11 protein-coding genes are annotated in these 15,232 nt (G+C 36.6%); 1 reads left to right on the forward strand and 10 read right to left on the reverse strand.

The genetic code is table 11. The annotated features are described in order from the left end of the window. Window positions 1-43 precede the first annotated feature (43 nt). The 3 genes from CY0110_RS06345 to CY0110_RS06355 form a co-directional block, all read right to left on the reverse strand. A complete protein-coding gene (locus CY0110_RS06345) occupies window positions 44-574 on the reverse strand; it encodes a GNAT family N-acetyltransferase (protein WP_008274509.1) in 531 nt (176 codons plus the stop codon). Window positions 575-731: 157 nt separating this feature from the next. Then, complete coding sequence (locus CY0110_RS06350) at window positions 732-1,544, reverse strand: B12-binding domain-containing radical SAM protein (RefSeq protein ID WP_008274510.1); 813 nt, start codon at window positions 1,542-1,544, stop codon at window positions 732-734. A gap of 212 nt (window positions 1,545-1,756) precedes the next feature. Continuing rightward, entirely contained in the window at window positions 1,757-3,019 is a 1,263-nt protein-coding gene (locus tag CY0110_RS06355) for a hypothetical protein (protein ID WP_008274511.1), read from the reverse strand. A 133-nt stretch (window positions 3,020-3,152) separates the two neighbouring features. Here CY0110_RS06355 and CY0110_RS06360 point away from each other — a divergent pair, with 133 nt between their 5' ends. Continuing rightward, window positions 3,153-5,762: a dynamin family protein gene (locus CY0110_RS06360; RefSeq protein ID WP_035798705.1), complete on the forward strand. Its 2,610-nt coding sequence runs from the start codon at window positions 3,153-3,155 to the stop codon at window positions 5,760-5,762. Between the two features lie 63 nt (window positions 5,763-5,825). On the opposite strand, the gene dnaB is transcribed toward CY0110_RS06360, so the two are convergent. The 7 genes from dnaB to CY0110_RS06395 are packed head-to-tail and all read right to left on the reverse strand — an operon-like array spanning window position 5,826 to window position 15,056. Then, on the reverse strand, window positions 5,826-7,130 hold the full coding sequence (gene dnaB / locus CY0110_RS06365; RefSeq protein WP_008274513.1) for a replicative DNA helicase: 1,305 nt from the start codon (window positions 7,128-7,130) through the stop codon (window positions 5,826-5,828). Between the two features lie 2 nt (window positions 7,131-7,132). Beyond that, a complete protein-coding gene (locus CY0110_RS06370; RefSeq protein WP_008274514.1) occupies window positions 7,133-7,960 on the reverse strand; it encodes a DUF6262 family protein in 828 nt (275 codons plus the stop codon). Beyond that, window positions 7,957-9,738, reverse strand: a complete 1,782-nt coding sequence (locus tag CY0110_RS06375) for a tyrosine-type recombinase/integrase (protein ID WP_008274515.1) — start codon at window positions 9,736-9,738, stop codon at window positions 7,957-7,959. The genes CY0110_RS06370 and CY0110_RS06375 overlap by 4 nt, the downstream gene beginning before the upstream one ends. Then, the gene (locus CY0110_RS06380; RefSeq protein ID WP_008274516.1) at window positions 9,731-11,191 is read right to left on the reverse strand and encodes a tyrosine-type recombinase/integrase; all 1,461 of its coding nucleotides are present in this window, start codon (window positions 11,189-11,191) and stop codon (window positions 9,731-9,733) included. Before CY0110_RS06380 ends, CY0110_RS06375 begins: the two co-directional genes overlap by 8 nt. After that, a complete protein-coding gene (locus CY0110_RS06385; protein ID WP_008274517.1) occupies window positions 11,188-12,267 on the reverse strand; it encodes a tyrosine-type recombinase/integrase in 1,080 nt (359 codons plus the stop codon). The genes CY0110_RS06380 and CY0110_RS06385 overlap by 4 nt, the downstream gene beginning before the upstream one ends. Next, window positions 12,258-13,115, reverse strand: a complete 858-nt coding sequence (locus CY0110_RS30800) for a cobalamin-dependent protein (protein WP_008274518.1) — start codon at window positions 13,113-13,115, stop codon at window positions 12,258-12,260. Before CY0110_RS30800 ends, CY0110_RS06385 begins: the two co-directional genes overlap by 10 nt. A 6-nt stretch (window positions 13,116-13,121) precedes the next feature. Continuing rightward, window positions 13,122-15,056 (reverse strand): glycogen-branching protein, encoded by a 1,935-nt coding sequence (locus tag CY0110_RS06395; protein WP_008274519.1) that lies wholly within the window; start codon window positions 15,054-15,056, stop codon window positions 13,122-13,124. Window positions 15,057-15,232 lie beyond the last annotated feature (176 nt).

The raw sequence follows: 15,232 nt of genomic DNA on the forward strand, positions 1-15,232 counted from the left end.
AATCAATAGTTAATTAATTTTTATTTAATTGATTACTCATGAGTTATTTTTGAACTATTTTATATAAAACGTGCTTTTCTAGGGCGTGTCCTTTTGGCAAGATTGGATGATTAAATTCATCAATATATTTCATGCCAATACGTTCCATAACCTGACGAGAACGGACATTTTGAGGAACAGTAAAAGAGACAATTTCTAATAAACCTAATTCATTAAATCCATAATTAAGAGTTGCTTTTGCTCCTTCTGTAGCATAACCTTTTCCCCAATAATCGTAAGCCAAACGCCAACCAATTTCAACACAAGGAGTAAAGAAGGCATCAAATTTAGGAATAGATAAGCCAATAAATCCAATAAATGTATTATCCTCAATTAATTCTACCGCAAAGAAACTATATCCATCTTCTTTAAACTGTAATTTTATCCGTTCAACTAATTGATCACTCTCTTCTTTTGATAAGCGTTTTGGCATAAATTCCATCACTCTAGGATCAGAATTTAGCTTAAAAAATGGTTCTTTATCTTCTTCTTTCCATTCCCTTAGTTTTAGTCTTGGTGTTATAATTTTAAGCATTTTTTCAAATTATAAAGTGATTTTAGGATAATTCAACTTTACAACTTCTATTTACGGAATATGGGTTAAAAGCACAGTCGGTAAAGGAAGTTTTTTTATAGTTTATTTGCCAATTTTAGGTTGATGTTAAACAATCTATTCTTAGTCTTGCCAAAGTTCAAGTCTTCTTAGACTGGGTTAGAAGTTGCAAAGGAATCTCTCGATCTTCTTGAGATTCTCCCCAAAATTGTTTAAGCGTCGGTCCATTACTAATTCTGCGATCGCGAAACAAGAAATTCCAACATTCATGAACCAAAACACGGCGACCCATTTTAGTGTACCAAGACATTCCGTATCGAGCAGCTTGATCGGGTTGAAAAAAAGATCGCCATAAAGCTTTAGGCCGTAACTGAAGGAAAATTTCAATCAACTTGACCCACAGGAAAATACGCCACGGCTTCATGTTATAAGTTTCTAAGACTTGATGTTTATAATCCCAGTTTCGTTGATCTAAGTCAATAATCCTACGTTCAGACGCAATTTTATAGTATTGAGTCCATCGATGGGGAGTAACATAAAGTGACATAATTTGGTCAGGATCATACCAAAATAATTGTTTTAAAACACGCACAAAATCGCGATCGCTTACATCCTCAAAATCCGTTACCCAAGTAACTAAAGATAGAATTCCATGCTGTCTTAATAAACGAATCGCTTCTCTATCGGTACTGATATTACTTCCTTTGCGGATTGTTTTCAAGGTAGCTTCATCGGTATTTTCCATCCCCAATAAAAACCTTTCGACACCAGCTTGACGATAAAGATGCAAGATGTCTGCATCGCGAACAATATCATCCGCGCGAGTTGAACCAATAATAGTAATGGGTAAATTCTCAGCAATAATCGCTTCACACAATTCTCGCCAGACTTTTTTATTAACCGTGGGATTCCAGTTATCTAGTACACAGTCGCGACAAGTATCGATATACATACCTTTTGTTGTTATTTACGTTTTATACAATAAATGATTGAAGTCAAAATTCAAAAATTTATACAACATAAATTATAATACCTCATGATAACTGTAGGCTTGAAGAAATCAACACTGCATTTTTTAGTTTATGAAAGCGGAGGGGAGTGAGTACGAGTAATGAAATGATTTAACTTGGTGAAGAATGTACATCGAGGCTTGTTCAATTGTGGCTATTTAAAATACCAGTAAAGATTAGCAATGGTTAAATGTGAAGCGATTTGTAAATTAGATAAAGCTAAGGTTTCATGTCCCAATAAACTTGCTTGCTGACTAATATACGATTCAGCATTTTGACGTAAATTAGAGTCCATCATGAACAATAACTGATCTCGTAGAGAACCAGGATGAGACTTTTCTTGTAAGTCTTTATAAAGTGAAAGTTCTAGGGGTTCTGAGAGGATAAGTTGGCTTTCTTGTTGACTGGCATTAGGGGGAATATCTGTCTGGCTAAAATCAGCACTTTGAAGTAATTTAAGGTCTTCAGAAGGGAGAGCCTTGATCCAATCATTTTGAGTTTGCCAGGACTCTATGACAACTAAATCATGATGACGAATTCGGCTGATTTCAGGAAACAGAAAATCAAGCTCGTCTTCAGTTTCCAAAGATTCAACGAGTTTAACTGTATCTTGACGGATCTTACCTTGAAGGGACTCAAGGCGATCTCCGACAACGGATAATTCTCCTTGCATTTGGTAAGTTGCAATAATGGTTTGTTCTATACCCCACGCACATTCTGCTCGGCGTAGGATTCCTGGGGCGGATATTTCTTCAAGTAATTGAGGATTAGTATAGTCTGCTAAGGCTTCAAATAACATTCCCCGTGCTGCATCGATTTCAGCATTTCTACGGCTAAGATCCTGTAAGTAAAGGGCTGAACGCAAACGATCTAGTGCTTTTGTAAACAAGCCATAGGCTTTGACTAAAATTAAACGATGTTGTTCAAATTTAATATCTTGAGCGACTTCTTCTATGAGTTGAATAATCTCTCGTCCTTGATCTTTCAAGACTTGTTTTAAATCAATAAAGCCGTTTTCGACATTTATTTCGAGTCTTTCTACAGCTTTTCTTAATTTTAGGGTGTGATAGAGATTGACAGCAGAAAGAGCAACCCCTGCGGCCACTCCTACCCCAATGACAGCAGTGGTAGCTTGCAAAACTCCTACACTAGCCTGAAGAGATTGAAGCCCTTGTTGAACTACTTGAAAACCTCTGTGGGTTTGATACATTTGTGCGCCACTGGACAGCAGTTGAATAGGAGAAATTAGGGGGTTAAGTGGCATTCCTACCGTATTGATCAAACCTTGGGCATGAGCAACAAACTGGCCTGTAGCGACATCTCTGGCAAGTCCAATGGGAACCCCAGAAGACATAACAGGTGCATATTTACCTGCTGCGATTCCTGCTTCAATGAGGGGAGAGAACTGAAACAACATTTTGCTGTTTTCCTGGTGTAAAGAACTATCTGTGTCCAGATTAATGGATTAGGTTGACTAACTCATCCGTATTTTTTGGGAATGTTGTTGATTTTTTAGTGACATTTGGGAATGTTAAATTCAGACCCCTTTGATGAAGCTAAAATCTATGAATATGTCCTTAATGAGTTCAAAAGTTGACAGTTTAATATCACAGTTAACAGGTCGAAAGTTAGAAACACAAAATATTAGCCACCCGGTGATTTTTCTGACTTCTGTTTTAGCGGTTTTAAATGGGGTAATTTGTGCCGATGGAATAGTAGCAGAGAAGGAGAAAGAAAAATTAGAAATAACTCTTCAGTGTTTATGCTCTCATGCAGATAATCTTTATGAATTAGCAGAAATTATTAGTAAAAATATTCAACAAGAGAAACTTTATTCTGTCAATAATATAATTACTCTTACAGAATCTTTATCAGAATCAGAAAAGCTACTTCTTCTCAGTTTAGGCTACGAAATATCAGTTTCCGATGGGAAAATTGATATAAGTGAGCAGAAATACCTGAAGCACATTGCTTTTGTTCTTGAGATTGAAAGTCAATATCAAAAGGCACTTGAAGCAATATTAACTAATCAAGAAAATGTTGAACCAGATATTTTAGCTGATTTACACTCCTTATTAGATCCTTGTCGTTTTCGAGAACTTGACAAAATCTTTGTTTTGGCTGCTCAACAGATTTGTGAACAATTACCCCAATTAGAAAAACAGAATATTAATAAGTTTGATAATCAGGATAATATCTCTCCTCCTAAAGCAAGTATTTCCTATCAAGAATTAGAAAATTTCCAAATCCATCGACAACAGCTAGAAGTATTATTCAATCAAGTATCTTCAATTTTGAAAGATAGCCACGAAAAGGGATTATTGACTGAGACGTTAATAAAAGATATGGAAAAAGTTTCTCAATCTCTGAAATCACAACAGTTCAGAGTGGCGGTTATTGGAGATTTTAGTCAAGGAAAATCAACCCTGTTAAACGCGCTATTAGGAGAAGAAATTCAACCCACTAGAGCCATCCCTTGTAGTGGAACAGTGAGTCTTTTAAAATATGGAGAGCAAAAACGAGTTATCTGTCACTATCAAAATGGTACAGAAGAAGAAATTCCTTTTGAAGAATATGAGGATAAAGTCACTATTGACTATGAGGTTGCATTAGAACAATGTGATATCAATCAACAACTAATAGAAAACCCTATCAAAGAAGTTATCTTCGAGCATCCCAATTTAGCTTTGTGTAAAAATGGGGTAATAATTATTGATTCTCCAGGGTTAAATGAACATCCTGACCGTACTGCTATAACTAAGCAAATTCTCGAAGATACGGATGCCATTATTTTTCTAACGGATGCTTCTCGTCCCCTAACTCAAAGAGAAAAAGAAGTTCTTCAAGAGTTAAAACAATTTTTAAATGGAGACAACTCAGAAGTTTCTGCTGAAAATATTTTTCTTGTGGTTAATAAATGGGATCTCTTGCGAAGAGAAAAGGATCGTCAACAAGTTAAAGAACGAATTGAAAATATTGTTTTTAGTCCACCCGCCTTAATAAGTGGAGATAATCGAGTTCATTTTTTATCTGCTCAAGAAGCTTTAGATTCTATTATTAATCAAGCTGAGAGTGAGTATTTAAGAGAATTTCAATGCTTTGCTCAAACCTTAGAAAAATTTATGAGTGAAGAAAGAGGTTATTTAGTAATTAAAAAATATCTCCATGAATTGAAGTTAGTAATTCAGCGATGTATAGCCGATTTAACAGAATATCAAAGCTTCCTCAACAATGAAGTTACCCTTTCTGAAAAAGCTAAACAAGAGATTATAGAACAAATAGGAGAAGCTACGGGGTATGATATACAATTTCAGAAAAAAATGGAGCAATTATTAAGCGAAGCAAGCGTCCAAACCAAAGAGTCTTTCAATCGATGGTTAGAAGGGTTAAGTCATCGGCTATATCAGAAAAAATCATCATGGACATCTGAGTATTCGCATTTATGGAATCAAAACAAACTAGCTAAAGACTATACTAATCAATGTGTAGCTTGTTTGAAAAAAGATATAGATACATGGGTAGATAATGATTTAGTAAAAAACATTTTGTTACCAAAAATTGAAATATTAGAGGAATTTATAACAAGAAAAATGACTATCATTGATCAAAATTTACAGTCAATAGACAAAAAAAATAACCTAACACTTAGCAAAAAAGTTTCTCAGTTGATTAAGGCTGTTCAAGTAGATATCACAGGAGGAGGAGGAGTCTTGTTTGGTGGATTAGGAGGAGGTGCTGTTGCACTGGGATTATTAGCTTTTACCGGGGTAGGATTTATTGGAATAATTATAGCTGCAATATTATCATGGATTGCTAGTTCTTTCGGGCTAGGTTTATTAGATGTCGATAATATTCATGATACCATAAAAAATAAAGTAATAGAAGAAACGATTCAACAGATTGAAAAATCTCAAAAGCCAATTGAAAAAGATTTAGACGAATTTATTGCTACTATTTTAAAATCAATTTTAACAAAGGCAAAAGAAGGCATAGATCAAATTATTATATGTTGCGAGGATTTCTTGAAGAAACAAGAAAAAATACATCAGGAAAATCTTGAAAAACATTATAAAGACAAGAATTTGATTAGCCAAAAGCATCAAGAATTAAATCAGCTATGTGCTATAATTGATGTCTTTTTAACAGAACGAGTTAGTTAGGAGACTTCTATTCAGAATCGTTTTATGAAATATTCAAAAGAGATAGTGAGATATTGACTGAACTTAACTATTGAAGAATGCTCCAACTACAGGATTAAACTGCACCTGACAAACTCCCGTTTGTCCATTTCTATTTTTAGCTACATTAATTTCCATAATTCCCTTATCATCAGTCTCAGGATTATAATACTCATCCCGATACAAAAGTAATCCTAAATCCATATCCTGTTCAATATCCCCAGAGTCTTTTATATCACTCATAAACGGACGTTTGTTAGCTTGTCCTTCCACGCCTCTGTTAATTTGTGCCAAGGCAAGAAACGGACAATCAAACTCCTTAGCCATATCCTTAAATGCCCCTGAAAACTTACCCACCGCTTGCGCTCTATTCCCTGCTGCTCTATCCCCTAGCTTTTGAATATAATCCATCACCACTAACCCAATAATTCCCCTTTCTGCTTTAATTCGACGCAGGACAGAGCGCATTCTTGAAGGGGTTAATGTTAAGCTAGGAGTATCATCAATAATAATCGGTAACTCACTCAGTATTCCTAATCCTTTAACCAAAGAATCATATTCATCCTGATAGATTTCATTCCGCATTAATCGTGATGAATCTATCCCTGAATGTATGGCTAGAAAGCGTTTCGTTAACTGAGTTTTAGACATCTCGGCTGAGAAGAAAACCACAGGAACTTTGTAAGTCAGAGCAACATGATTAGCTAAATAAATAGAAAACCAAGTCTTACCCATTGAAGCACGACCAGCAATAATAATTAAATCCTTTCTGGTTAATCCTCCTGTTAACTTATCTAAGTCAGCTAACCCAGTAGAATAAGCAGGACTTTTCCCTTCTTCCAACTCATTGAAAACGTCCCTCAGACAGTCATGAATCGGTTGAGGTTGAAAAGGATCTTTTTCGTCAACTGTGACCTTAAATAACTTTTCTTCTGACTGTTCTAAAACATCCGGTAATTCCGTTACCGTATCATAGCCTAATTCTTCAATCTCACGGGCTGCATTAATCAGCAAACGGCGTTGATACTTATCAACCACTAAAGTAGCATAACGGTCTATATTAACCGCAGAAACCGTCCTATCAAGTAACTGAGTTAACTTATTTTCTCCCCCTACTTTGGTAAAGAGTTTATGGTCTTTTAACCAACTCTTGACTGTCATAAAATCACAGGGTTCGTCTTTATGGTAAAGGTCTAAAGCAGCTTGATAAATTTGTTGATGAGCCATTACATAAAAAGCTTCAGGGGGTAACATATCAGCCACTCTACTTATGGCATTAGAATCTAAGAGTATGCCTCCTAAAATGCTTTCTTCTGCTTCGATATTCTGAGGGGGAATGTTATTAGTCATGATTATTTATCCTTGAATAAGTTACTGAGTTTAGCTAAGTCTTTTGATGAGAGAGTTTTCTTCTCTTCATCCTCTTGAGAATGGTAAATTTGAGGTTTGGGAGTGGGAGAAGAAGGAACAGAAGTAGGTTCAGGTTTAATCCAACCCTCTTTAATGGCTTTATTTAATAGTCCGCCAGGATTATCAACTTCACTCTTATCTAATTGATGTTTAACTGCTTCTACAGCAGCTAATACGGTATCTTCAGAAGCTCCTTTAATGGTTTTAGTTAGGGTAGTATTGAGGGAGATTCCTAATTCATCTAATTGAGTTTTAATACTGTCATTAATCTGAGCTTTGGCTTTGCTGGTAATGGGTATGACTTCCGCTTTAGGAGGCTCTTTAAGACGAGATTCAAGGGTCACAATCAGGTCTTTTTGTCTCTCAACTTGCTCTTGTAAAGTATGAACCCGATAAACTTGTCCTGCTAAGGCTTCATTTTTCCGTTTTAGTTCCTTATTTTCCTCTTCTAATTGTTGAATCCGTTTCTTGAGACGACCCACCATTTGAGAATGGGTTTTCGCATTAACAGGAGGTTGATTAACCTGATGACTTGGCATCTTCCTTTGTTGTGAACGTAGCTGTTGGATGCGTTCTTTGAGTTCAGGATATTTGTATAGATAAGGAACACTAACATTGGCTTCTCTAGCAATGGCTTGAAAGCTGATTTTTGCCCCTGTTTTGAGTAACCTTTCGATAGCTTTATTGACCTTATCTAAGGTTTCTTGTTTTCGGGCTTCTTGTGTGGCTTTGAGGGTTTTAATTCTTTCCTCTTTGGTTTTTTTGCTCATGCTGCCTCCTGTAAACTAGCGATGATTTTGTCGAGTTGGTCAGCTTGTCTGCTAAATTGTTCAACTAATACGTCTTGACCACTGGTTAAGGCTTTGGCTTCTTTATTTCTTAGTTCATCACGAACTTTGAGATATTGAGGAAGCTTTTCAGGAACAGCGACAAAAGATTGACAGGTATAACAAGCTCTGAACTTATCACAACGTTGGTCTAAATCAAGTCCACAATAACCATAAATGGGGGTATTAATGTGATTACCAGACAGTTCTAATTGATGAGAAACTGGATTTTCCCAAAAGCTTTTTGGCATTGATTCGTAATACAATGGTTGACCATCAGCATTAAATAAAGCCTGTTGTATATGCCCTGCTTCTTTTTCAATTAGTTCACAACTAACCTGTGTGTAATAAGTGCTAGTCGTTGCTAATCTTTGATGGCCTGCCCAAACACTTACTACTGCTAAATCATGCCCTTGATTAAAGAGTTGAGTTAACCGAGTGGGTCTTACTAACTTGGTACTAAATGATGCTAATTCTCCATTTTCATCTCTAATATTGAGATTATTAATTAGACAAACTATCGCTTTTTGTAATGGAGTTCCATGTTGGGGAATGACCTTTTTAACAGGTTTAAGTTTAGGATGATTAATGTCAGATTGAGAAAGATTATGATAATGACAAAATAAATATTTCCAATCAGCCCCCCATAAACTATTAATGTATTCAATTTGCTCTTGAATTACTTTGGCTATGGTGCGAGTAACAGGGATTTCATGGTAATCATTGGTCTTTTTTCTTTTCCAGACTAACTTCCAATGCTGTCCTTCTTGAATTAAACAATCTTTCTTTAATAAAGCTAATTCATTGGGACGCATTGCCGTGAAAAAAGCAACAAACCACATTCGGGCTATGGGTTCGGGTAGTTTATGTAAATTAGCTTCTATTTGTTCTCTAACGACATCTGATATAGGGTCAGGATTACCTTTAATTACTTTTGGGTAATCTTCATCTCGAATAATGTCTTGGTTAATGGTGAACCAACCATGAACATTGCCAACTCTAAAGAAATCTCTTAACGTCCATAATCTATTTCTTAGTCCATCACATCCTGTTTTTTGGCTACTTAAAAAATCAAGAATTACACTGCGATTTATGTCATTAAATGTTAGATTTTTATTATTAAGATATCTGCTAAAAGCTCTCAATCCCATAATATGTTTATCAACAGTACCAGAAGGTTTATTAAGTTTGCAGAGATGATAAGCATATTGTTTAACCAGTGTTCTAAAGCATTCCAACTTGATAGACTGAAAATTAACAATAAATCTACTATTTTTTGTTGTACAACAAGGATTAATCGCTCTTAAGTCCCATTTATTATCTTCAAACCTAAAAGGCTGTACAATAGAATTTTGCTGACCATAGCGAGATAGATTACTCTGAGTTAAATCAATTGAATCAAAACACAGATGCCCACAGCTTTTGCATCGAAACTGCTTTTTTCCCTGTGTTATTGTAAAATAACTCATTTCCTCTTCCTGGCATTTTGGGCAAATAAAATGAGGAACTTTATAACCTACATACCAAATTGTATGGGTATCTACATCAGTCATTGATTGAAGGTTGATATCAATAGATTCACTAAATTTTTTAAAACAACAAAAACACTTGAATAGTCTCTTTTTCTTCTGATTACTACCGTGTAGCCTTAATTTACTGTTTTTACAATGGGGACAAATAAATTCTCTTTGATAATCTTTTTCCCAATTAATCTTACTCATCAACAGCCTCCAATCCTTGAATACGAGTGACTAAACTATTACAATCATCTTCTAACCCTTGCTGTTGCTTAACCATTCCTAGGCTTTCAGCAACATTAATTTCTTCATTTAATCGTTTTAAATCATCTTTCAAGTAAACTAAATCATCAGTGGAAGTTCGCCAATGTTCGCACCGCCAACAAGCATTAACTGTCTGACAAGGTGACTTTAAAATTGGTCGATGACACTCTCCATATTGAGTTGTAATTTGATACATTTTGCGTCTCATTAACTCAGTAATAGGATTAGATGGTTGATAACGAGCTACTACTTTTCCTGAGATATCTACATACTTTTTATCCTTCATTAATTCTTGATACTCTTCACCTAAAACTTGTTTAAGCAAATGTTTGTAATGATTTTGCATATCTGGTGAACGATGTCTCAGGTATTTTTGGATAATCAAATCTCTAACCCCTGCATTGGTCATCACTGTTCCAACCGTCCTGCGAAACTGGTGGGAAGAAAAATGCCAAAGTTGCCCATTTTTTGATTGGATATTACATTGCTTGCTTAACTTGTTAAGCCAAGTATTAAATGTTAATGTATTCATCACTTTGGGCTGCGGATTCAATCTTTTCCTATGATTTCCAGAATGAGTAGAAAATAAATTGTTATAGCTATCTTCAAAGTGATCTTTTATATAATCCTGTTGTTCTTTAATAACTACTACTAAGTCAGGAATAATTGGTAATTCATCTTCAGTTTTATATTTTTCAGTTGTAAATCTTAGTCGCCATTGTTCACCTCTTTTTCTTAAACAATCTAACGGTAAGTTCAGTAATTCACCTACTCTGATTCCTGTCGTTCTGATGATTAGCACCATCCTTTGTAGTTGCTCTGGTAAATGATGAAGGTTTTGGTCTAACTGATGCCAAACCTCTTCAGGAATATAATTGATTTCATCATTTTTCGGAGTAGAAACTCCTGTGCGCCTACCATTAAACCAATAGGTATTAATTTCTACCCATCCCTCTAATCGGCAAGTATCAAAGAAGTTTTTGAGAGTGACGTAGTGCAAGGATATTGTTCTTTTTGAAATGTTTAATGACCGTAAATAATAGTCAAAATCATCAAAAGTTTGGTTATCGATCTGGTCAAAGCTATAAACTGAATTAGCTTCTAAAAATCTAGAAAACCTTTTTAAATGACTGACATTATCCTTTAAATAACCTGGTGATAGTTTTAATCGACTTCTGACTAGGATATAGAGTTTAACAACAAACCTGAACCAGTCTAATTTCACGTCACTGAAATTAATTGTTAATGTTTTTTGATGCTCATTAACTTTTAATCCTAAATCATCTACTGTATGCCATATATCTTTTTTAAGCAAAGGATTAGATAGCAGTCCTCTTGTTTCTTGGTTTTGTATTAGATTCTGATAATCATCGGTAAAATCAAACTGATTCATTCTTCTTCCTCTAACTTAATTACTGAGTTTAAATCTGCTTCATCAATAATATGAGAGTATATATCTAAGGTTGTCTGAACTGATGCGTGTCCTAGTAAATATTTAACCCTATCAACTCTCATTCCTGCTTTCAATAAACGGGTAGCGTAGGTATGACGAAAGAGGTGAGGATACACTTTAATTCCTGTCTTTTTACTCAACCGAGTAAACATAGTATTAATGACAGGGGCTTTCATGGGCATCCCTATTGCACCCTCCCAGATGTTGACAAAAACATAGTTGGATTCGACTTCTGGATACTCATAAATGAGGTAATCGTTATACATTTGCAGTAGTTCAGGAATAACAGGAATGGTTCTTTCTTGTCCTTTTGCCCTAGCTTCATTGCCATGACGACGCTTTCTGACATGGATAAAGTAATCGCTACCATCTCCTACATCTTCATGCTGTAATCCCAGTAATTCCCCGACTCTAATGCCTGTTCCATTAAGTAAGAGGATTAGGAATTTATCTCTAAGTCGGTGACAGTTATTAACTAAGGTTTCGACTTGTTCATCTGTTAAACAACCAGGAAACTTTTTAGGTTCTTTGAGTTTGACTAATTTCTGTCTGGTTGGTTTGGACTTACTAATGCCATCTAATAACCCTCTACGAGTATTTCCCCTGGTAGTAATGAGACGGTCAAACTTTTTGGGGTCAATGTTTTTATGAGCGTCGTGGTACTCATAAAAGGTGGTAACAGCCGTTAGTGCCAGATTGATGCTGCGTTCACTACGCTTTGCTTTCACAGGTTGCATGGACACGATGTTACTGGTATCTCCTATTCTTAACCAATGAACGAAGTCTTCTAAATCCGTTAACTGAACTTCTTTCCAGTCGAGGTTTTTACTTTGTAGGAACTCCCACCAAGCTTTTAACCCGTAACCGTAGGATTCGACAGTGTTGGGGGATTTTGTTCCTGATAGGAAGGTTAGGTAACGCTGAATTGGTTCTACCACTTGGTAATCCTCATCAAGCACTAACCAAATGATCTCCTGGGTATGAGGGTCGATGCCCTTCTGAAGACTTAAAGACATTTTACACCATATAGATACAAAAAAGTATTAAGATATAGTGTAACACTGTATAAAAAAAGGGGTCTTTGTTGTTGTTGTTTATTATATATTCTTTGTATTAGATTATTTTCATCCGCTAAATTAAATAATTCTACTCCGTGGGTTCGGTGAAGCCAAGCGATTTCCTGAGCAAACTTTTTAGGGTTACGGTGTCGCCAACGCGCCCAAAAACCCCGTTGACCACAATAGTTACACAGATGAGGACATCCTCGCGAAAATTGGATGACAACAGCTTGTTTACCCCCATAATAGCTATATTGTTTGAGATCCACTAACTCCCAGCCAATGCGATAAGCATCGAGATCCTCGATCATAGTTGCGGATGGTGTTTCTCGAATTTGTCCATTGCTACGATAAGCAATTCCTTCTACCGTATCAAGGGTTTCACCCCTCTCCAACGCATCCATAAGTTTAGGGACAGTGGCCTCACCCTCTCCACGAACAATCACATCAATTTGCGATTCTTGTCGCAAGATGTCGTAAAAGTGATAGGTTGGGAAAACACCGCCATAAACGATGATCAAGTTAGGCATGATTGCACGAATATGACGTGTCAATTCAGCGACAATGGGATGGGCTGAAGTTGAGCCAGAATGACCTATTAATAAGACTTGTGGCTGATGTTTGAGAACTCGATCAATAATCTCATCATGAGAAAGAGGGCCTAGTTCAGCATTAAGTAGGGTTACATCATGACCCGCCTCTAATAGAGGCCCACCGATGCACAGAAGTCCTAAAGGGGGAAGTTGTTCACGGGGAATACGACTACCAATAGCAGGATGAGGTGGGTTGAGGATAAGGACACGCATATTGACCTATTTCAATTTAAAAGCAATATTTTGAAAGGGATGAACATCAAAATAGAGAAATTGGCCTGAACTGTGAATAGTCCAATAGGGATCATGTTGGTTATAATGCTGAGAGCCAATATAACGCTGGTCAATGGAATTATAAATAACCTTGTATTCCCCAATCACCGGCACATATATCTCTACATTACACTCAACCTGATAAGGAGTTTCATTTCGGACGAAAATAATATCATCTTTGTGATCTTTGGGATCACTAGACTCAAAACCAACATCCCCACCCCATCGGATAAAACTAAACCATTTTCGCTCATTATTAGAACCATTCCGAATCATAGAAGTGATTTTATGACTCCTTAATGCTGGTTCATTACGAAGCAGTTGATTAAGATCATGAAAATTGTTAGATATTTGTTGCTGATGAAGGGCTGCATAATCCCCTGTTTTTGACCAGTCAACCCCCTGAAATACATCAAAATAGCCCTCTTCCCCAAACTCATCCCCCTGAAAAATCATTGGTGCGCCCGGTCGAAACCAACATAAGGCAGCTAAACCAATGAGAGGAATATGATTACCCAATTCTGTGATTAGTCGCACCTTCCCATTAGCACATTCATCATGGGTGTTCATGGCGTTAACCATTTTTTCCGCACTGTTATTATGGATTAGAATCTCAATATGTTCAATTAAACGATGTTCGATAGGAATTTTTAAATAATTGCGAACGCGGTGCATTTCTCCCATATTTTGAGCATAGGTAAACCCTAGTCCTCCTTCGTCCACAGGGGCAGCTAGTTTTGGGAATACCCGTCGGGATTCTTCAGCGATGGTGATAAACTTGGGTGCAGTGTGTTGTAAACGGGCGTGTAAGTCCTTGAGAAAACGTAATCCAGCAAAATCAACCGCTTCAGATAACCAGTAGCCTCGTTCTTCAAAATAACGATCGCCGCCTAAACCGTTGAACAGATCCCAGTTTTCTAACTCAACTTGTTCGCGATCGTTTCTTGGCCAGTCCCAAAATCCGCGATCATAATCGAAAAAGATTTGTGACGCGACTGCATCAATACGCGCCCCATCTATCCCTAATTCATGATGTAAATAGGTACACAGGCCAATGAGATAATTTTTAACATAGGGATCTCCCACATTGTAAATGCGAGTATTCCATTGATTATTCCAACCTCTTGACCCAGAATGATGATAAAGATCGGTTCCATCATAGTTTGCTAGTCCACAGTCCCAGTCTTGCACCCCAAACCCCAGAGGAACATCGACAATAACCCCAATACCGTGAGCATGACAGTGGTTAACTAAATATTTGAAGTCATCTATGGTTCCGTGACGTTCATAAATAGCGTAAGGACATCCTACCAAATAGCCCCAAGATTGATGTATGGGAGTTTGAAAGGGTGGCATAATCTGAACATGGGTAAACCCCATATAACCCAGATGATCGACAATTTTATGGGCAATGTCGCGGTAATTTCCATCATGAAAGGTAGACAGGTGCATCTCATAGATGCTCATGGGTTCATGGGGAAGATCAATATGTTTATGCGTCCAGTTAAAATAATTGCGATCGCAGACAATACTATTAAAGTTACGAGTGCCATCGTCTCCCCAAGTCGAAGCTAACTGGGGACTAAATGGATCAATACGCCCCATTCCGTAGGGTTCGCTTAGATAATCACCATTATTCTCAATGTAATATTTATATTCGCTCCAAGTCAGATTTTCAGGAATGGTAATCTCCCAAACCCCGTCTTCATTTTTCGTCATTGGTTCAGCAAAACTATCCCATCCGTTCCCCTCACGCATCAGGCTAACCCTTGTTGCACGGGGTGCATAGACTCGGAATGTGGTTTCTGTCTCATTAAAATGGGCCCCAAAATATTGATAAGGGTAATCTTGTTTGATGGTTTCGAGGGATAATTGTTTCACAAAAAAACTCGCTGTAGGGAGGTAAGAATAAAGAATTTATAATTTATAATTAAATTCATCTTATATTCTACATTCATTTTGTCTATTACTGTTGCTTTTCAGCACTATAGCCTGTAGAAACCCAACATCAACACTTATTATTATTAATGTTCCAGATGTAAGGGAATGTTTATTAA

Origin of the sequence: Crocosphaera chwakensis CCY0110, assembly GCF_000169335.1 — a bacterium.
In the GTDB taxonomy this organism is placed as follows: Bacteria; Cyanobacteriota; Cyanobacteriia; order Cyanobacteriales; family Microcystaceae; genus Crocosphaera; species Crocosphaera chwakensis.

Excerpts from the sequence above, each read along its gene's own strand:
- CY0110_RS06345 (WP_008274509.1), bottom strand. The coding sequence starts at position 574 with ATGCTTAAAATTATAACACCAAGACTAAAACTAAGGGAATGGAAAGAA.
- CY0110_RS06350 (WP_008274510.1), bottom strand. The coding sequence starts at position 1,544 with ATGTATATCGATACTTGTCGCGACTGTGTACTAGATAACTGGAATCCC.
- CY0110_RS06355 (WP_008274511.1), bottom strand. The coding sequence starts at position 3,019 with ATGTTGTTTCAGTTCTCTCCCCTCATTGAAGCAGGAATCGCAGCAGGT.
- CY0110_RS06360 (WP_035798705.1), top strand. The coding sequence starts at position 3,153 with ATGAAGCTAAAATCTATGAATATGTCCTTAATGAGTTCAAAAGTTGAC.
- dnaB (WP_008274513.1), bottom strand. The coding sequence starts at position 7,130 with ATGACTAATAACATTCCCCCTCAGAATATCGAAGCAGAAGAAAGCATT.
- CY0110_RS06370 (WP_008274514.1), bottom strand. The coding sequence starts at position 7,960 with ATGAGCAAAAAAACCAAAGAGGAAAGAATTAAAACCCTCAAAGCCACA.
- CY0110_RS06375 (WP_008274515.1), bottom strand. The coding sequence starts at position 9,738 with ATGAGTAAGATTAATTGGGAAAAAGATTATCAAAGAGAATTTATTTGT.
- CY0110_RS06380 (WP_008274516.1), bottom strand. The coding sequence starts at position 11,191 with ATGAATCAGTTTGATTTTACCGATGATTATCAGAATCTAATACAAAAC.
- CY0110_RS06385 (WP_008274517.1), bottom strand. The coding sequence starts at position 12,267 with ATGTCTTTAAGTCTTCAGAAGGGCATCGACCCTCATACCCAGGAGATC.
- CY0110_RS30800 (WP_008274518.1), bottom strand. The coding sequence starts at position 13,115 with ATGCGTGTCCTTATCCTCAACCCACCTCATCCTGCTATTGGTAGTCGT.